Raw genomic sequence first — 19,425 nt, forward strand, 5'->3', positions numbered from 1 at the left:
AGTCCGCTATGTAAGAGAAGTAAGATGCTGGATGGCAGTAAAATGTGTCGAAGAAGGGTTTGTATGAATAAAGAAAAATTAAAATCACTGCTCAAAATTATGATTGGAAATATTTTTATGGCATTTGCTTATGCAAAATGGATGAAACCAAATGATATTATCAATGGCGGCGTAACCAGTATTGGTATGATTTTAGAGAAAATCACGTTGCTCCCGCTCTTGTATTTGACGAATGGCGTTACCGTCGTTCTTCTTGTTTTTTGTTTTATTTTTTTAGGTAAAGAGAACTTTTTTAAATCCTTTCTCAGCAGTATTTGTTATATGGTTTTATTCAGTTTCTTTTATTCACTGCCTATAGAAGCTTCTATCAATTTACCGATTGATTTTAGTTTAGCCAGTTTATTTATTGCGATTGGTTATTATTGCTGTATCTCTTCAAATGCTTCTACAGTTGGAATGGATGTTATTGCTTTAGTGTTACATAAAAGAAATCCAAAACTTAAAATTGCTTTAATGATCCGCTATATCAATTTCTTTGTATTAGCTGTGGGGCTGTTTACTTATGGTTGGCAGTCAGTTGCTATCGGCATTGCTTTTAGTTTTGTTAATTCGTACCTATTAAATATAATGCTAGAAGCAGATAAACACAGTACATTGAAAAAAAGTGAGACAAAAAAATTGAATAATGGATAATCAACTCCTTCCATATGACTCAGCTAAAAGCTGTTTATATGGAAGGAGTTAATGTTTTGCAATAGTGCAGGTTAACATTGTGCTAGAGTAGCTAACTGCAACATAGCTGAATGGTAGAAATTACTGACATTTTATTAAATGCTTGCATGATTTTTTAAATCGTGGTATTATCATTTGTGTAATCGGTTACATATTTTGATGAGCGATGAGGTGAACAGGATGAAAACAATTAAAGATGTGGCGAATTTAGCAGGTGTCTCTGTAGCTACGGTTTCAAGAGCTTTAAATAAAAGTGGATACGTTAGCGAAAAAAGCCGTCAAAAAGTTGAAGCAGCCATTAAAGAATTAGATTTTTATCCTAATGAAGTCGCTCGTTCGCTTTATCAAAAGAAATCTAAATTAATCGGCTTACTTTTACCTGATATCTCGAATCCTTTCTTTCCTTTGGTTGCAAAAGGAGTAGAAGATAAAATGAGCGAAATGGGCTATAACTTAATCTTAGGGAATGTTCAAGAAAACTCATCTAAAGAAGAAGAATACATTCGTGCCTTTACACAAAATAATGTAGCTGGTGTTTTATCAGCGATTGAGGGCGGATTTCGTAACCTAAAAAATATGCCGTTCGTGATGTTGGATAGAGTAACATCTAATAAGGAATATTCTGTTTATTCTGATGATTATCTAGGAGGTTCTTTAGCAGCTCAGGCAATTGTTGAAAGAAGCCCAAGAGAAGTAGTTGTCATGGTGGGACCACGCAGCGTTTCTAATTCATTAGTTCGCTTGGCTGGCAGTATTAAAGTATTGGAAGAACATAAAATTACTTATCATTTATTTGAAACGGAGTCCTTTCAGTTCGAATCTGCAGAGAAAGCCTCCTTTCACTTATTGGAAAATTTTCCAAAGGTAAACAGTATCATTGCTTCCAATGACATTCATGCATTAGCTGTGATGAGAGAAGCGATTCGAAGAGGCATTAAAATCCCCGATGAATTACAGGTCATCGGATATGATGATAATCCGTATAGCAAAATGATGTATCCAAGTTTGGCAACTATCGCACAGCCTGCCTATCAAATTGGCTATAAAGGTGCAGAGATATTATGTGCTCGCATAGAAGGCAGAAAAGTTAAAGAAAAAAATATTCAATTACCTGTAACGCTTGAGGTGAGAGAATCATTGAGAAAGAAGGATGAAAATGAGTAAACTTACTGTAGTCGGCAGTTTATCAACGGATTTTGTTGTGAGTGCCGAAAAAAGACCGGAAGTAGGAGAAACCATCATAGGGACAGATTTTAAAACTACTTTTGGAGGAAAAGGAGCCAATCAAGCGATAGCAGCAGCTCGGTTAGGCAGTCAAGTCACGATGATCGGAACAGTCGGAGCAGATGTGTTTGGGCAAGAAATTATCGTGAACCTAAAAAATAACCGTATTGATACCACAAATGTGGAATCGGTTACACATTTACCTTCCGGCTCAGCTCATATCACAGTCGTGGATGGAGACAATAGCATCGTTTATATTCCAGGAGCTAATAATGCCGTAACGGAAGAACAAATCGTAAGCGCTTTAAATGAAATAGAAGAAAGCGATCTGGTGATGGTTCAAAATGAGACACCGCTAGAGATTATTAACATCCTAGTAGAATTGTGTTTTCAAAGAGGAATCAAAACCATTTATAATCCTGCGCCAGCTAAACCCATTCCTGAAGAACTGATTGAAAAAGTTACATTTTTAACTCCGAACGAATCAGAATACAACATATTGTTTCCAAATTTGAGTTTGTCAGAAGGAATGAAAAAATACCCAAATAAGCTGATCATTACTATGGGTTCAAAAGGTGTTTATTTTAATAATGGTTCAAAGGAAATACAAGTACCTTCGTATTTAGTTGAGCCTGTAGATACGACTGGTGCAGGCGATACTTTTAATGGGGCTTTTGCGGTAGCTTCAACAGCTGGTCTCGATATAGAAACCAGCATTCGGTTTGGCAATTTGGCCGCTGCGTTATCGATTCAAAAATTTGGTGCACAAGGCGGGATGCCGACATTAGATGAATTGAAGGGAAGTGATTTTTATGAAAAAGAATGGAACCTTAAATAGTGAAATAGATAAAGTTTTAGCAGATTTAGGCCATACTGATCAGCTAGTGATTGCCGATGCTGGATTGCCGATCCCAAACGGAGTGAAAAAAATTGATTTAGCTTTAGCACTCAGTGATCCTCCTTTTCAAAAAGTGCTCGATTTACTATTAGCGGAAATGGTTATCGAAGAAGTAACCTTAGCAGATGAAATAAAGACAGATAACGTAGAACAATTAGAACAAATCAAACAAAAATTGCCTTCGAAAAAGATTAACTATGTAAGCCACGAAGAATTTAAGCAACTGTCAAAACATGCTAAGGCTATTATTAGAACTGGAGAAGCTACTCCATATTCCAATATTATCTTACAATCGGGTGTTCTATTTTAGGAGGTCAGATAAATGGAAGTTAAAATGAAAGGCATTACAAAAAGTTTTGGAACGAACTCAGTTTTGAGAGGAGTAGATATTACTCTCCGCAGCGGTGAGATCCACGCCTTAATGGGAGAAAATGGCGCGGGAAAATCAACATTGATGAATATTCTAACTGGATTGCATAAATATGATGCTGGGGAAATTTTGATTAATAATAAAAATACAGTTTATCAAAATCCTAAAGAAGCAGAAGAACATGGCGTCAGTTTTATCCATCAAGAAATGAATACGTGGCCTCAAATGACCGTTGTAGAAAATCTCTTTATCGGAAAAGAAATCAGAAATAAATTCGGCTGGCTAAATACGAAAGAAATGGAGAAAAGAGCTAAAGCTGTTTTTGAAGATTTAGGAATACAATTGGATTTGCATTTAGAAGTCCAAACATTATCTGTAGGACAGCAACAAATGATCGAAATCGCTAAGGCTTTAATGACAAATGCACAAGTATTGATTATGGACGAACCTACTGCTGCTTTGACCGAAAGAGAGATAGAGATGCTATTTAAAATTATTATGAATCTCAAACAAAAAGGAGTAGCCATTATTTATATCTCTCATCGCATGGAAGAAATATTTAAAATCAGCGACTGCATTACTGTCATGAGAGACGGTGTATCCATTGATACGACTAAAACAAAAAGTACAACCGTTGATGAAGTAGTTAAAAAAATGGTTGGTAGAGACCTTGAAGATTATTATCCAGAAAAGGAATCAAAGATTCGAGAAGTGCTTTTTGAAGCACGACAGTTATCAAGAAGCGGTGTTTTTAATGATATTTCTTTTACAGTTCGTCAAGGTGAAATTGTTGGGTTTTCAGGACTAATGGGCTCTGGCAGAACTGAGATCATGCGTGCCATTTTTGGTATTGATGAATTAGACAATGGTGAAATTTTTTTAGAAAAGAAAGCGCTTAAAATAAAACGGCCAAGCGATGCAATTGATAAAGGTATTGGTTTTTTAACTGAAAACCGTAAAGATGAAGGGCTTATTTTAGACTATTCGATTAAAGAGAACATTTCACTGCCTTCTATTGATGGATTTAAAAAGAGAGGGTTGATCGATACAACAGCTGAAAAAGATTTTGTTCAGTTATTGATGAAGCGATTAAATGTCAAAGCACAAAATGCTGAATTAGCCGTTTCCAATTTATCAGGCGGAAATCAGCAAAAAGTTGTTTTAGCAAAATGGATCGGAATTGGCTCAAAAGTACTTATTTTAGACGAGCCTACTAGAGGAGTAGATGTCGGAGCTAAACGTGAAATCTATCAATTGATGAATGAATTGGCTGCTCGAGGCGTTGCCATTATTATGGTCTCCAGCGATTTACCGGAAGTACTGGGAGTTAGTGATCGCATCATCGTTGTCCACGAAGGAAATATCGCAGGTGAGCTGAATAAAGCAGAAGCAACAGAAGAAAAAATTATGAGTCTTGCAACAGGAGGATACTAATATGAGTTCAGAGGTAAAGAAAGTTCAGTTAGAAGAACAAAAAAAGCAAAAAAAAGACATCATTGGAAAACTAGGACCGTTATTAGCTTTAGCTGTTTTATTTATTTTTGTAACGATTTTAAATCCTGGCTTTGTCGCTCCTACTAATTTACTCAATTTATTAAGGCAAGTTTCAACAAATGCTTTGATAGCATTTGGAATGACTTTTGTTATCCTGACTGGCGGTATAGATTTATCTGTTGGTTCAACGTTAGCATTAAGCAGTGCTTTAATGGCAGGGAGCATTGTAGCAGGGTTAGATCCATTTTTGGCAATGGTATTGGCAGTTATTGTCGGCGGATTGCTTGGCGGATTTAACGGGCTATTAATTACTAAGGGAAAAATGGCACCTTTTATTGCCACATTGGCAACGATGACTATTTTTCGCGGAGCAACATTAGTTTTTACGGATGGGAATCCAATTACAGGTATCGGCGATAGCTTTATCTTTAAATTTGTAGGTCGTGGTTATTTATTTGGTATTCCATTTCCTGTTATTTTAATGGCTATCTGTTTTGTCATTTTATATGTTTTATTACATAAAATGACGTTTGGTAGAAAAACATTTGCGATAGGAGGGAATGAGAAAGCAGCATTTATTGCTGGTATTAAGAGTGACCGTATTAAAATAGCAATCTATTCTATTTCAGGAATGATGGCTTCTATTGCCGGTATTATTATCACATCTCGTTTAAATTCAGCACAACCTACAGCAGGACAAGCTTATGAAATGGACGCTATTGCTTCTGTTGTATTGGGTGGAACTAGTTTGTCTGGCGGTCGTGGAAGAATAGTTGGAACGTTGATTGGAGCTTTGATCATGGGCACATTGAATAATGGGCTAAATCTGTTAGGTGTATCTAGCTTTTATCAACAAATTGTTAAAGGAATCGTTATTATCATCGCAGTATTGTTAGATAGAAAAAAATAGAAAACAGGAGGAATAGACGATGAAAAAATTAGTTGGATTTGCAGCAGCTTTACTCTTTTTAGGTGGATGCGGAAGCGCAACATTAGAAGGAGAAAATACAGGTTCTGATACGGCAAAAGAAAAAGACGCATCAGATTTAGTAGTAGGGGTTTCACTATCAACATTAAATAATCCATTTTTTATTTCAGTTAAAGAAGGAATTACAGATGTAGCAGATGACAAAGGCTCTCAGGTAAAAGTATTAGATGCTCAAGATGATACATCAAAACAAAGCAACGACGTAGATGACTTGATCCAACAAGGAGTAGATATTTTATTGATCAATCCAGTCGACTCATCTGCCATTACACCAGCTGTTGAAGCGGCTAATAGTGCTGGTATTCCAGTAATCGCGATTGACCGTTCAAGTGAAGGCGGAGAAGTAGTGACGTTGGTGGCATCTGATAATGAAGAAGGCGGGAAAATGGCCGCACAGTATATTGAAGAAATTTCAGGTACCAAAGCAAAAGTTGCTGAATTAGAAGGCATCCCTGGAGCTTCTGCAACAAGAGAACGAGGAAAAGGATTTAATGATTACGCAAAAGACAAATTAGATTTAGTTGACAAACAAACAGCTAATTTTGACCGTGCAGAAGGATTAACGGTTATGGAAAACATGTTACAATCAAAACCAGAAATTAAAGCTGTTTTTGCTCAAAATGATGAAATGGCATTAGGAGCGATTGAGGCCATTGAAGCAGCAGGTAAAACAGGAAAAATTCAAGTAGTAGGTTTTGATGGAACAGATGATGGACTAGATGCAATCGAAGCTGGTACATTGAGCGCAACAGTTGCTCAACAACCTGAAGAAATGGGTAAGTTAGCTATGCAAGCAGCATATGACCATTTTTCTGGTAAAAAAGTAGAAAAATCCATTGCTTCACCTTTAGAATTAATCAAAAGCGGACAAAAATAAATTATAATGATGGAATAAAACCCAATAAAAGGAGTGCCATAAACAGCCTCCCTTTTATTGGGTTTTTACTATTATATAGCTTAATAAAGCAAGTCGCCTAATGACAGCAATGTTTAATTTTACCGAATGGAATCGTTACAGTGCGAATTGTTTTACTTAGGAATTTAGTAGCGGTAGTCTAAAAGAAAGGAAAGGGTTTTTATAAGCTTTTTCTTCTTTAAGATTATTTAAAATACGAGTGAAAAAAATGTCGAAATATATTTTTGCAGAGAAGTTTTATTTTGAAAATGAAACAGTTGGACCGGATTTTTTAGAAATTAAAGATGGAAAATTCGGCGCATATACGAAAGAAAAACCTGCTGAACCTGCTGAAATTTTAGATTATACTGGTCAATGGGTTGCTCCTGGTTTAGTAGACACACATATCCACGGATTTGAAAATCACGATATGATGGATACAGATGCTGAAGGGTTAAATGTTATTTCAAAAGAATTGCTTTCTTGCGGAGTAACTTCTTTCTTAGCAACGACTTTGACGGCTGAAACAGAAACGTTGAATCAAGTTGTTGAAATGATCGGAAAGAATATGACTGAAGTACAAGGTGCTAAAATAAAAGAGATCTTTTTAGAAGGACCATTTTTTGCTGAAAAGCACAAAGGAGCGCAAAATCTTCACTATTTTAGTGATCCTTCAATTGATAAGTTAAAAAAATGGCAGGAATTATCAAATCATCATATCAAAAAAATAGCTGTTGCACCTGAAAGAAAAGGAGCTAGTGAATTTGTTGAATATGCAGTTAAAGAAAAGATTGCGGTCGCTTTAGGTCATAGCGATGCAACTTATGCACAAGCAAAAACAGCAGTAGAGAAAGGAGCCACCATTTTTGTTCACACGTATAACGGTATGAGTCCTTTGCATCATCGTGAACCTGGAATGGTAGGAGCTGCGATGAATTTGAAAGATGTTTTTGCTTAACTAATTTGTGACGGACACCATGTTCATCCTGCAGCTGCCAATATATTGATGAATGTTCGCGGACGAAAAGAAACGGTTATGATCACAGATTGCATGATGGCTGGCGGTATGCCGAATGGACAATATAATTTAGGCGAATTTGCGGTTGAAGTAAAAGAAGGAGCTGCCCGTTTGGAAGATGGAACACTGGCCGGCAATATTCTAAAATTGAAAGATGCGGTAAAATAGCTGCTGGTTATGCTGCTGATTTTATTGTTTTAGATTCAAGTTTAAATTTAAAAGCAACATTTTTAAATGGAGAATGCCGCTACCAGTATGATGGCAATTTAACAGGGACATAATTTAACATCCTTATGAATAAAAACAAGTAAGAAATTCAGAGAAACTACTTCTGATTCCTTACTTGTTTTTTCTTACCAATTTTTAGCTAAAGCAAAAAATTTAGCATGTTTATAGTTATGAATAACTCTTGAATGATTAAAAAGTGTTCCATTAGAAAGATAAACCGTTTCTTCGATAACTAAAGAAGGATCTGCTTCTGTTAACTGAAGATGATCACTATCCATTTTGGCTAATTTTTCAACGGAAATATATTTGTCAGCAAAGCCGATAGTTAAATTCAAATCATTTTCGATGTAACCATAAATGGAGTTTTCAGCAATTTCTCTCCCTAAATAAGGGATAATCGTTTTGTTGAAATAACTGTATTCAATTGAGAAAGGTTCGTTTTCAATATAACGCATCCGGTGGACAAAATAAACGGGTGTGCCAATTTCGCAGTGCAGTTTTTGGCTGATTTCTTCATCTGCCTCTAATTGTTCTAGCTCAATCACTTTAGAATGTGTCTCTTTACTTTTAAATTCTTCCTTAAAGCCTCTGATAGAGTTGATCGTAATGGTGTCAGGATAGACCGGTTTACGAATATAAATCCCGCTGCCTTGAACCCGATAAAGAATGCTCTTGTCAACCAGCACGTCGATTGCACTTCGCAATGTATTGCGGCTGACATTGTATTCAGTCATTAGTTTATCTTCAGTTGGTAAACGAAGTTCGTTTTTATACTTTCCTTGCGCCACTTCTTCTAAAAGTTGATCAGCAACTTGTCTATATTTTCTCATCATTTGTCCTCGTTTCAATAATTAATAAATAGAGTGATTCTGTTATCTTTCAGTATAGCGAAAGGAAAAGGATTAAACCAGCAGCGGTTTAATCCTTTCAAATTTTTTATACGTTGCTTTCATTTGCAAATTCTAAATTAGGATCAGCATCTTGTTCTGTTGCTTCTATCTCAGCTTCTTCTAATATGAATTGTTTGTCTTGTTTCATTAGGAAAGGATAATAGATTCCTGCAGAAGTTAAAATAATGATCAATTGAATGACTAATCCTTGCCAGCCGCTTAATAGAAAACCGGATATCAGCGGAGGAGTGGTCCAAGGAACTTGTACTGCATTAAAGGGTTGAATGAAGCCGATGATGATTGCACCATAAGTAATTAAAACAGCAGCTAATGGAACTAGAATAAAAGGAATCAACATAATGGGGTTGAAGACAATCGGTAATCCATAAATAACTGGTTCATTAATATTAAAAAGGCCTGGCACGATAGAAATTTTAGAAATTTCTTTTAATCGTTTTGATTTAGCAAATATTAATGCAGCAATCAACAACCCGATCGTAATACCTTGTCCGCCAAATTTAGCAAATACATCAATTAATTGGACAGTCATAATTTTAGCATTTTCTCCTACTACAAGTTGTTGTCCAGAATCAATGACTGCTTGATTGTCTAAAGCATTGGCTGTCAAAATAGGTCCCATGATTCCCATTACGATGTTAGGACCATGAATACCGGCCCAGAACAGGATGGACATCAAGAAAGTGATAAAGAGTCCGCCAGGTAAGGTGTCTGAAACATTTTGAATAGGTGTTTGCAATATTTTGAAAATAAGTTCAGTTAAAGATACGCCGGCGAATTTATTTGTTAAGATGTAAACGATCATTGAGCCAAACATCACTACAGCGCCTGGTATCATAGCAGAAAAGGCATTCGCTACACCGGGAGGTACTGTATCTGGCATTTTAATTCGAATATCGCGCTTAATAAAGAAGGCAAATACCTTGGCGACAATAACAGCAACGATAATGGCTGTGATAATCCCATTTCCGCCTGTCCAGCCTTTAGGAATCACGCCAGCGATTGTTTCGCCGCTTTCAGTTACTGCAAAAGAATCCGTTAAAATCAGGAAAGACACTAATGATAAGATAGCTGTACTAATAGGATCAACTTTTTCACTTTTAGAATATGTATAAGCTATTCCTAAAACAGCTACAACTGCTAAGATATCAAAAGTCGAACCGGCTACTTGGTTCAAGGGAGCAGACCAGTCAGCACCAAATAAATTTGACAACCAAGTATCCCATTGAGGAATCGGGAAGTTGGCAATCAAAAGAAAAAGAGACCCCACAAGGGTAATCGGCATAGTTAATAAGAAACCATCTTTAATGGCCATCATGGTTTTGGTGTTAACGAATTTCAAAAAGGGGTCCAGCAGTTTGTTGAAAAATTCATTAAACTTGTTCAAGATTTTTTCCTCCAATATTTTTTTATTTTTACACTAATCACAGATTTTCTCCGCGTGTGGCAATAACTTCTTGATACCAATAAAAAGAGTCTTTTTTCTTGCGATTTAAGTGATTTTGGTGATCCACATAAATAAAACCGTATTGTTTTTTATAACCATTTAACCAGCTGAGTAAATCAATGGCAGACCAGGCGAAGTAACCTTTGAGTTCTATTCCTTCTTGGATTCCTTTTTTCAAAAACGCTAAATGATCTTTAATATATTCAATACGCAAAGTGTCTTTGATTTCTCCATCAATGACTGGGTCTTCATCACCTAAACCGTTTTCAGTAATATAGATAGGAATATTTCCATAATGTTCTTTTAATAAATGAAGTCCGTCCAATAAAGCTTCAGGTGAAATTTCCCAGCCCCATTTAGTATAGGAGAGAGAAGGAAGACTAACTGTTTTATAGACGCCATCGTAAGACACAGCACCGGCTCCGCCAGTACTTGCTTCTCTAGATAATTCTCTTGATGCATTTGACTCGTTGGCTACTACACGCATTGGTTGGTAATAATTGAGCCCAATAAAGTCATTTAAAGGTACAGCTTTTAATAGAGTTTCTTGATCTTCTTGAGACAAATCAAAATCATAGCCCTTTTGTTTCAAATGAGTTAATACGTATTCAGGATAAGTTCCTTTTAAAATAGGATCATAGTATAAGAACGTATCAAACATGTTAGCGTGGTCAGCTGCTTTTTTGCTTGAAAGTTTATCATCAGCCGGAAATGCTGGATTAAAAACGTGTGTGATTCCAATATCTCCTTGATAACCTGAATGTTTAAAATTCAGCACAACTTTGGCATGTGTTAAGAAAACATTGTGTAAAACTTGGTAATAATTTTTGAAGTCATTTAAGCGGCCAGGTGGATGGGCTCCAAAAATATAACCGTGTCGAGCAAAAACAATCGTTTCGTTAAAGGTTATCCAGTGCTTGACACGATCCCCGAAAGCTTTGAAACAAGTATCAGCATATTGTTCAAAGGCTTTTAAGGTTCGTTCAGCTGTCCAACCACCATTTTTTTCTAACTTCTGAGGCAGGTCCCAATGATAAAGGGTCACAAAAGGAATAATGTTATATTTTAAACATTCATTAATTAAATCGTTGTAAAAATCTAATCCCTTTTGATTTATTTTACCATCGCCATTAGGATAAATTCTTGTCCAAGAAATTGAAAAGCGGTAAGAATCGAGCCCCATTTCTGCCATTAGCGCAATATCTTCTTTATAACGATGATAGTGATCGATCGCAACATCTCCATTGGTTCCTTGGTATGTTTTTCCTTCTATTTTTGAGAAGACATCCCAATTCGAAACACCTTTACCATCTTTATCCCAAGCACCTTCAACTTGGTAAGCAGCTGTTGCCGCTCCAAATAAAAAATCTTTTGGAAATTCCATTTCATTCCTCCTATAATATTTAGTTCCTATAATAATAATTCGTACCAATGAATTTACAAATTAAGTGTAACCGATTTCCGAGAAAATGTAAACCCTTTCTTTTAATTCGTTATATTCGTAAGATTTTCTGTTCTGCTTTATACTAAAAATTGTAGAAAGTTGCATAAAAAGGAGGTGGACAAGATGAAAAAAGAATTTTTACAACTAGCTGAAAAAACATTTGAATGCCAAAGAGTTTGTAATGAATGTTTCGATGCTTGTCTTGAAGAAGAAGATGTAAAGATGATGGTGGATTGTATTCGCTTGGATCGTGAATGTGCCGATATTTGTTCTTTTGTCACAACGATTATTAGCCGTCAAAGTGCAATGACTTCTGATTTATTAGCTTTATGTGCAAATATTTGTCAAGCATGCGGAAAAGAGTGCGAAAAGCATGACATGGATCACTGCCAACGCTGTGCGAAAGTTTGCCTAGAATGTGCAGAATTATGCCGTCAAGCAGTATAACTAAAACAAACATAACAGAACTCAATTGTAATTGTTAGAGTATTGCGACACTTGTAAGCCATGTATTCTCAAGGTCTACAAGTGTTTTAGACATTTTTCCGTCACAATTAAGTGAAAAATAACAGGTTTATGAATTTATCGTTTCCTTATTAAAAAAATCAATGTTATAATCACTTCAAGTTAAAGAATATGTGAATTCTCTAATATTTCTCATAATATTAAGAGTACTATTTTTTACTTCTTCGCTTTACTTTTCATCCACTACATTAGTCATTCGACTAAATTTACCATTATTTTGTATCACATTTTCATAAAGTTTTTGCCTTATGTTTTAGAAGCAGAAAAATAAAGTAAAAATCAATTGCTGCTTTTTCCAATTTTCACCTTACCTTTATTTAGTTTACCCTCATAGTGAATACTCTTTAGAAAAAATTCTGTAAGTAATCACAGCACCCTCTCACAAAGTGCCTCCATACAATGTGTTTCTATCACATTTCTTATAGAAGCATAACCCTCTAATCAATACCAATACTAAAGAGTATTCACTATTTTAAATCATTATAAACTATATTCTAGCTTCAACTACTATTCATCAGTTAACAATTTTCTTCTACTTACTTTCTTCGAGTGAGAACGTTCTCCAAAATAATTATCTCCCTATCAATCTTTACACCTCATTTTCTTATCCTTATTATCGGAAACCCTTTCATTAAAAAATGTTTCATTAAGTTTATTTGTTTTACCCTTTTTTAAAGAATAAAAATCTAGTGATAAAAATACATCTTACAGGAGGAAATTATGGAAGATACCCTTATTTTGACAAGCATTTTTACTATTTTAAAGAAAAGAGCTGTATTGATTATCGGACTAGGCTTTGTTGGGTTGGTATTGATGTTTGGCTATACCGTTGCCCTTGTAGTTCCTCAATATAGTTCAAGCACTCAACTGTTAGTGAATCGAACAACTACTGAACTTACCGGTGTGGAAATAGGAGACGTTGATAAAGATATTAAAATGATCAATACTTACAAAGATATTATCAAAGGGCCGGTTATTTTAGATTTAGTCAGAAAAGATTTAGCTATTCCTTTAACAACAGATGAACTATCAGGAAAAATACTAATTGGCACAGAAGAAAATTCACAAGTTTTTTCTTTAACAGTGACAGATGAAGATCCTTATACAGCAGCAAGAATTGCTAATAAGATCGCAGCTACGTTTAAAAACGAAATCGGAAAAATCATGAAAGTCGATAATGTCACGATTATTTCTAAAGCTGTTCCAAAAAACACACCCATTTCTCCTAACTTGCCAATGAATGCAGCAGTTGGATTAATTGTTGGTTTAATGCTTGGAATGGTCATAACCTTCTTGTTGGAATTAGTTGATAACACCATCCGTTCCAATAGTTACATTACTGAAAAAGTGGAATGGACCATTTTAGGAAATGTATTTGAAATGAGTGTTGAAGAAGGAGAGCCCGAAAAGGAAGCAAAGCAGCCAAATTTGGAACTTATAAGAGCAAATAGTAAAGAATAGGAGGGTGAAGCGTAATGTTTAAAAAGAAATTAAAAGAAACAAAAAACAATCCAGCAAAACTGATCACATTGACAAAACCGAGTTCAGTTATCTCAGAACAATTTAAAACAATTCGAACGAACATTCAATTTTCAATTTTTGATAAAGAGATGAAGAGCATCGCCGTTACATCAGATATGGTAGGAGCAGGGAAGTCAACTGTGGCAGCAAACTTGGCTGTAACTTTTTCAATGCAAGGAAAAAAGGTTGTTCTAGTCGATTCAGATCTGCGAAAACCAACCATTCATCGCTTTTTTGGCTTATCTAATCGAGATGGTTTGACGACTATTTTAACCAATCGCTCAATCAGGCTTTGCAATATGATTCACCATACTGATGTAGATAACTTATTTGTTCTTACTAGTGGGATTATTCCACCTAACCCATCAGAATTATTGGCTTCATCTCGCATGGATGAACTGTTGGTCGAATTAGAAAAGGATTTTGATTTAATTATTTTTGATTTGCCGCCTGTTGTCGCTGTAACAGATGCTCAAATTATGGCAAGTAAAGTAGACGGTACTATTTTTGTTATACGAAAAGAAAACTCAACTAAAGATAAAATAATGGAATCTAAATTATTGTTGCAGCGTGTGAATGCCAATGTTATTGGTGTAGTATTGAACCGCATTAAAGTCACCGAAGATTTTAATTATGATTATTATAGAACGGCAGATTAATTAGACGATTTTTAAACTTCATTCCCTCAAAAAAGCAAGACCTCAGAATAGAACCTCGTTTTTGAACTATGTTTTACCCCGCTCTAAAAGATTCTCTTTCCAAAGTAATGAATAGAAAGAAGAGTGAACCAAATGAGTAGGAATTTAAAAAAATTGATTTTAATCAGTTACGATAGCTTGGCTATTTGTTTATCGGCTGTCTTAGCCTCTATTTTCCTTAATCCTTATATTGCTTTACCACAAGAACTATATGTGGCTACTGTAGCAGTCAGCATCTTTTTTTACTTACTTTTCGCTGTATACTTCAAGCTGTTTACCCATATTAACCGCTATATGGGAATTAGAGAAGCTGTTTTTATTGGAGTATGTGTCAACTTAGCTTTTCTATTAGTTGCAGTTTCTTCCTTCTTTTGGTTTCCTTTAATCAGCTTTCGGTTCATTATATTAACCACCATTTTTTCAACAGTTAGTATTGAAAGCAGCCGTATTCTATGGCGATTCTATCATGAACATCAATGCAAGAAGCAAAAAGCAAAGATAATGAAAAAGCAAATACGAACGTTGATCGTTGGTGCAGGAGATGGTGGAAATCTTTTTATCCGAAGTTTAAAACAGAACTTTAATGAAGTCAAAATTGTAGGAATCGTAGACGACGACCCCTTTAAGCACAAAACAAGATTATATGATTTCCCCGTTTTAGGCCCTCTTGAAAAAATCCCCGAATTAGTTAAAAACTTCGAAATTCAGCAAATCACCATTGCTATTCCCTCTTTAAACCCCAAAAAATACAAACAAATCGTTGATATTTGTAACCAAGCCGGTGTCAAGGTCAATCTGATGCCTTCCATTGAAGACGTCCTTCAAGGGAAACTTTCAGTTAGTCAATTTAGAGAAATCAATGTAGTGAATTTACTAGGCCGAGATGAAGTTAAATTAAATATGCAGCAAATCTCAGCTGAGTTAACAGGAAAAACGATCTTGGTCAGTGGAGCAGGCGGATCGATCGGTTCAGAAATTTGTCGCCAAATTGCTAAATTTTCTCCAGAACGTTTGATTTTATTAGGCCATGGTGAAAACTCTATTTATCAAATCGACCGAGAATTAAGAGGATCGTACAAAGGCCAATTTGATATTATTCCCGTTATTGCTGAGGTACAAGACCGCAAACGGATTTTTGAAGTGATGCAGCAGTATCATCCGGAACGGGTCTACCACGCAGCTGCTCACAAACATGTTCCAATGATGGAATACAACCCTCAAGAAGCAGTAAAAAATAATATTTATGGAACAAAAAATATGGCTGAAGCTGCAAAGGTAACGGGTGTAACAAGCTTTGTTATGATTTCGACCGATAAGGCGGTCAACCCGCCAAATGTTATGGGGGCTACAAAACGCATAGCAGAAATGATTGTCACTGGTTTAAATGAACCGGGAAAAACTAAATTCGCTGCTGTCCGTTTTGGGAATGTCTTAGGCAGTCGCGGCAGCGTCGTTCCTTTATTTAAAGAACAAATTCAACAGGGCGGTCCAATTACGATTACAGATTTTCGAATGACACGGTACTTTATGACTATTCCAGAGGCAAGTCGGTTGGTGATTCAAGCCGGAGCTTTAGCTAGCGGGGGAGAAGTATTTATCCTTGATATGGGAAAACCTGTCAAAATTTTAGATTTAGCTAAAAATGTTGTCAAACTTAGCGGATACACAGAAGAAGAGATTCCAATCATTGAAACGGGTATTCGTCCTGGTGAAAAGCTGTATGAAGAATTGTTAGTAGCAAATGAACGCACAGGGCAAATGGTTTACGATAAAATTTTTGTCGGAAAAGTTAAAAATATGGCTCTTAGTAAAGTAATGGAATTTGTTGATGAATTAGAAACATGCAAAACAAGCGAACTAAAAGAACAATTGCTTGAGTTTGCTAATGATCATGCAGAGAAAAAACCTGAAGTTAAGTTTGTTCCTAATTATCCTGAAGAACTACTGAAAGGAGAATTATCTCATGTATGAAAATTATATCAAACGCAAACTAGATGTAGCATTTGCGCTCGTGCTCATCTTGATTGCAGCTCCTATCATGATTGCCTGCGCCTTACTGATTAAGTACGAATCAGAAGGCCCTATCTTATTTCAACAAACACGTTTAGGCAAATACAACCGAGTTTTTAAAGTGATTAAATTTCGGACGATGCGTATTCAAACCCTAGATGCTGGACAAGAGCTGACCGATAGGCAACGAATCACAAAAGTTGGAGCGTTTTTAAGAAAGACCAGTATCGATGAACTTCCTCAATTATTTAATATTTTAATGGGGGAAATGAGCTTTATTGGGCCTAGGCCCTTACTGCCCCAATATCTTACCTTATATGACCAAAATCAGCAGAGAAGACATGAAGTAACTTCTGGTATTTCTGGTTGGGCGCAAGTAAATGGCAGAAACGCAATCAGCTGGGATGAAAAATTTAAACTGGATGTTTATTATGTTGATCACATCAGTTTTATAGTAGATTTAAAAATTTTTTTTCTAACTATTTACCAAGTACTGAGACGAAAAGATGTGGATCATTCTAGAGTAGATACAATGCCGTTCTTTAAAGGAGAGCCAGAGTAAAAAAGGTCATAAGCCGCTTTTGAAATTAATCTAAGAAAGAAGTGATGAGGAATGAACCGGATTTTATTATCTTCTCCCCATATGTCAGGTAAGGAACAAATCTATGTCAACGAAGCTTTTGAGACAAATTGGATTGCTCCGTTAGGTCCAAATGTCTCAGCTTTTGAAAAAGAATTGGCAGCTTACGTGAATACGAAAGGCGCAGCTTTAACAAATTCAGGTACTGCGGCAATACATTTAGCATTAAGCATTTTAGGCGTAGGAAAAGGCGATAGCGTATTCTGTTCTTCTTTTACTTTTGTTGCTAGTGCAAATCCGGCTATTTACTTAGGAGCGCACGTAACGTTTATTGATTCTGAACCAGAAACTTGGAATATGTCTCCTCAAGCTCTTGAACGGGCCCTTTCAGATGCAAAGAAAAGGGGGCAGTTACCTAAAGCGGTTATCGTGGTCCATCTTTATGGTCAATCAGCTAAAATGGCTGAATTACTTGAAGTTGCTGATCAATATGGAGTCCCTATTGTAGAAGATGCTGCTGAATCATTGGGTTCTGACTATAAAGGGAAGAAAAGCGGGACGTTCGGGAAAATTGGTATTTATTCCTTTAATGGGAACAAAATCATTACCACATCTGGTGGAGGGGCTTTAGTTTCAGAAGATGAAGAATTAGTGGAAAAAGCTGTTTTTTTAGCAACCCAAGCCCGAGATGCAGCGCCGCATTATCAGCATTCTGTAACAGGCTACAATTACCGAATGAGCAATGTGAGTGCCGGTATCGGCCGAGCCCAGTTGGAAGTTTTAGATGAACGTGTTTTTCAAAGAAGGCAAGTATATGAACGATATGTTGAAGAACTTTCTTCTATTGAAGGTCTTCAGTTTATGCCGGAATTAACTGGCACCAAATCAAATCGGTGGTTGACCGCTTTAACATTTGATCCAGGAATCATGCCGATTACACCTTATGAAGTGATGGACCTGTTGAATAAGGAAAATATTGAAACACGTGTTTTATGGAAGCCGCTGCATTTACAACCTGTATTCGAAAATTCAAGATTCTATAAACACCATGAGCAGGAACAAGCCATTTCTGAAACTTTATTTACCCGGGGATTGTGTCTTCCTTCAGGTTCTAATATGACCGTTGAAGAGCAAGATTTCGTTATTCATCAATTGAAACAGGTCATAAAACAGCCTCTTTTGATCAAGCAAATCATCTAGCTAAAGGAGCGGGTCGCAATGGAAAAAGTTCTCATGTTAGCTTCTGTTTCATCCATGATTTATCAATTTAATATGCCGAATATTCGTCTATTGCTCAAACAAGGGTATGAAGTTCATGTAGCCGCAAATTTTGAACAAGGCAGTCCTACTTCTAGAGAAAATGTCAATGAGTTTAAACAAGAATTAGCGCAATTAGGTGTTATTTATCACCAAGTTGATTGTAAACGAGGAGCAGGAGATTTAACTTCTCATATTCATTCATTCAGGCAAATTAGAAAACTACTGCTGACCCATCATTTTTCTTTTATTCATTGTCACACTCCTATAACGGGAGCTTTAACAAGAATAGCAGCAAGGAAGATGGGGGTCCCGGTAATCTATACAGCGCATGGTTTTCATTTTTTTGACGGCGCTCCAATGAAGAATTGGTTGTTTTATCCAATAGAAAGAGTGTTATCCAAATACACAGATGTACTAGTAACAATCAACCAAGAGGATTTTAACCGAGCTAATCAAGATTTTAAAATGAAAAATATTCAGTACATTCCAGGAGTTGGATTAAATACTAGCGCTTTTCGCGACGTGATCGTAGATAAAAAGCAAGTACGTTCAGAGATAGGAATACCGGAAGATGCCATATTGATGTTTTCAGTTGGAGAAGTTACTAGCAGAAAAAATCATGAAACGGCTATTCGGGCATTGGCTAAGGCAGAAAATAAAAAACTTTATTATATTATTTGCGGTCAAGGAAAACTAGAAGCTCATTTAAAACATTTGTCAAAAGAATTGGGAATTGAAGAGCGTGTTTTGCTATTAGGATTTAGGAAAGACATTGCTCAATTATGTAAGTCTTCAGATATTTATGTTTTCCCTTCTCAAAGAGAAGGACTGGGGATAGCAGCGATTGAAGGAATGGCAAGCGGGTTGCCATTGATTTCATCCTATGTTAACGGTATTAGAGATTATACGCGTAATGAAGAAACCGGCTTTTGTTTAGATCCTTTTGATGTTGAAGGGTTTGCCAAAGCAATGGATAAGTTAGGTGGAGATTCTGATTTAAGACACATAATCGGCAAAAAGAATAGTGAAGCTGCTAAACGGTTTGATATCAAAAATGTAAATAATCTGATGGAACATATTTATCTGGAAATGAGTTATACTACTGCACCGAAAGCAGAGCTTTTGATGAATAAAGAACAAATAAAAGTTGAGTAAGAAAATATTAGCCAAAGAAAGAGACTGACC

Annotated in this window: 17 protein-coding genes and 1 pseudogene; 15 read left to right on the forward strand and 3 right to left on the reverse strand. The window is 36.0% G+C overall.

Features of this window, described 5'->3' with window-relative positions; all coding sequences use genetic code 11:
* The first annotated feature begins 63 nt into the window (after positions 1 to 63).
* From BR87_RS00790 to nagA, 8 genes and pseudogenes are all read left to right on the forward strand, one after another.
* Entirely contained in the window at positions 64 to 693 is a 630-nt protein-coding gene (locus BR87_RS00790; RefSeq protein WP_035027549.1) for a YitT family protein, read from the forward strand.
* Between the two features lie 219 nt (positions 694 to 912).
* On the forward strand, positions 913 to 1,896 hold the full coding sequence (locus BR87_RS00795; RefSeq protein ID WP_035027551.1) for a LacI family DNA-binding transcriptional regulator: 984 nt from the start codon (positions 913 to 915) through the stop codon (positions 1,894 to 1,896).
* Positions 1,889 to 2,794, forward strand: a complete 906-nt coding sequence (gene rbsK, locus BR87_RS00800; protein WP_035027554.1) for a ribokinase — start codon at positions 1,889 to 1,891, stop codon at positions 2,792 to 2,794. The genes BR87_RS00795 and rbsK overlap by 8 nt, the downstream gene beginning before the upstream one ends.
* Positions 2,769 to 3,164 (forward strand): D-ribose pyranase, encoded by a 396-nt coding sequence (gene rbsD, locus BR87_RS00805; protein WP_035027557.1) that lies wholly within the window; start codon positions 2,769 to 2,771, stop codon positions 3,162 to 3,164. Before rbsK ends, rbsD begins: the two co-directional genes overlap by 26 nt.
* A 12-nt stretch (positions 3,165 to 3,176) precedes the next feature.
* Positions 3,177 to 4,658, forward strand: coding sequence for a sugar ABC transporter ATP-binding protein (locus BR87_RS00810; RefSeq protein ID WP_035027560.1), 1,482 nt, complete (start codon positions 3,177 to 3,179; stop codon positions 4,656 to 4,658).
* A gap of 1 nt (position 4,659) precedes the next feature.
* On the forward strand, positions 4,660 to 5,628 hold the full coding sequence (locus BR87_RS00815; RefSeq protein ID WP_035027561.1) for an ABC transporter permease: 969 nt from the start codon (positions 4,660 to 4,662) through the stop codon (positions 5,626 to 5,628).
* 19 nt (positions 5,629 to 5,647) lie between these two features.
* The gene (locus tag BR87_RS00820; protein WP_035027563.1) at positions 5,648 to 6,583 is read left to right on the forward strand and encodes a D-ribose ABC transporter substrate-binding protein; all 936 of its coding nucleotides are present in this window, start codon (positions 5,648 to 5,650) and stop codon (positions 6,581 to 6,583) included.
* 247 nt (positions 6,584 to 6,830) lie between these two features.
* Positions 6,831 to 7,900 (forward strand): annotated as a pseudogene (gene nagA / locus BR87_RS00825) (N-acetylglucosamine-6-phosphate deacetylase).
* A gap of 72 nt (positions 7,901 to 7,972) precedes the next feature.
* Here the strand turns inward: nagA and BR87_RS00830 are convergent.
* From BR87_RS00830 to BR87_RS00840, 3 genes are all read right to left on the reverse strand, one after another.
* The gene (locus BR87_RS00830; protein ID WP_051929597.1) at positions 7,973 to 8,677 is read right to left on the reverse strand and encodes a GntR family transcriptional regulator; all 705 of its coding nucleotides are present in this window, start codon (positions 8,675 to 8,677) and stop codon (positions 7,973 to 7,975) included.
* Between the two features lie 106 nt (positions 8,678 to 8,783).
* Complete coding sequence (locus BR87_RS00835) at positions 8,784 to 10,142, reverse strand: PTS sugar transporter subunit IIC (protein ID WP_051929599.1); 1,359 nt, start codon at positions 10,140 to 10,142, stop codon at positions 8,784 to 8,786.
* A gap of 37 nt (positions 10,143 to 10,179) precedes the next feature.
* Positions 10,180 to 11,586 (reverse strand): GH1 family beta-glucosidase, encoded by a 1,407-nt coding sequence (locus BR87_RS00840; RefSeq protein WP_035027567.1) that lies wholly within the window; start codon positions 11,584 to 11,586, stop codon positions 10,180 to 10,182.
* Between the two features lie 183 nt (positions 11,587 to 11,769).
* On the opposite strand from BR87_RS00840, the gene BR87_RS00845 reads away from it, so the two are divergent.
* From BR87_RS00845 to BR87_RS00875, 7 genes are all read left to right on the forward strand, one after another.
* Entirely contained in the window at positions 11,770 to 12,093 is a 324-nt protein-coding gene (locus BR87_RS00845) for a four-helix bundle copper-binding protein (protein ID WP_035027569.1), read from the forward strand.
* Positions 12,094 to 12,891: 798 nt separating this feature from the next.
* Positions 12,892 to 13,632: a YveK family protein gene (locus BR87_RS00850; protein ID WP_035027572.1), complete on the forward strand. Its 741-nt coding sequence runs from the start codon at positions 12,892 to 12,894 to the stop codon at positions 13,630 to 13,632.
* 14 nt (positions 13,633 to 13,646) lie between these two features.
* The gene (locus BR87_RS00855) at positions 13,647 to 14,351 is read left to right on the forward strand and encodes a CpsD/CapB family tyrosine-protein kinase (protein ID WP_035027574.1); all 705 of its coding nucleotides are present in this window, start codon (positions 13,647 to 13,649) and stop codon (positions 14,349 to 14,351) included.
* Positions 14,352 to 14,483: 132 nt separating this feature from the next.
* Complete coding sequence (locus tag BR87_RS00860; RefSeq protein ID WP_035027577.1) at positions 14,484 to 16,361, forward strand: polysaccharide biosynthesis protein; 1,878 nt, start codon at positions 14,484 to 14,486, stop codon at positions 16,359 to 16,361.
* Entirely contained in the window at positions 16,354 to 16,962 is a 609-nt protein-coding gene (locus tag BR87_RS00865) for a sugar transferase (protein ID WP_035027580.1), read from the forward strand. The genes BR87_RS00860 and BR87_RS00865 overlap by 8 nt, the downstream gene beginning before the upstream one ends.
* A 51-nt stretch (positions 16,963 to 17,013) precedes the next feature.
* Positions 17,014 to 18,180 (forward strand): DegT/DnrJ/EryC1/StrS family aminotransferase, encoded by a 1,167-nt coding sequence (locus BR87_RS00870; RefSeq protein WP_035027583.1) that lies wholly within the window; start codon positions 17,014 to 17,016, stop codon positions 18,178 to 18,180.
* A gap of 18 nt (positions 18,181 to 18,198) precedes the next feature.
* Positions 18,199 to 19,395, forward strand: a complete 1,197-nt coding sequence (locus tag BR87_RS00875; RefSeq protein WP_051929601.1) for a glycosyltransferase — start codon at positions 18,199 to 18,201, stop codon at positions 19,393 to 19,395.
* Positions 19,396 to 19,425 lie beyond the last annotated feature (30 nt).

Origin of the sequence: Carnobacterium mobile DSM 4848 (genome assembly GCF_000744825.1) — a bacterium.
GTDB classification, from domain to species: Bacteria; Bacillota; Bacilli; order Lactobacillales; family Carnobacteriaceae; genus Carnobacterium_A; species Carnobacterium_A mobile.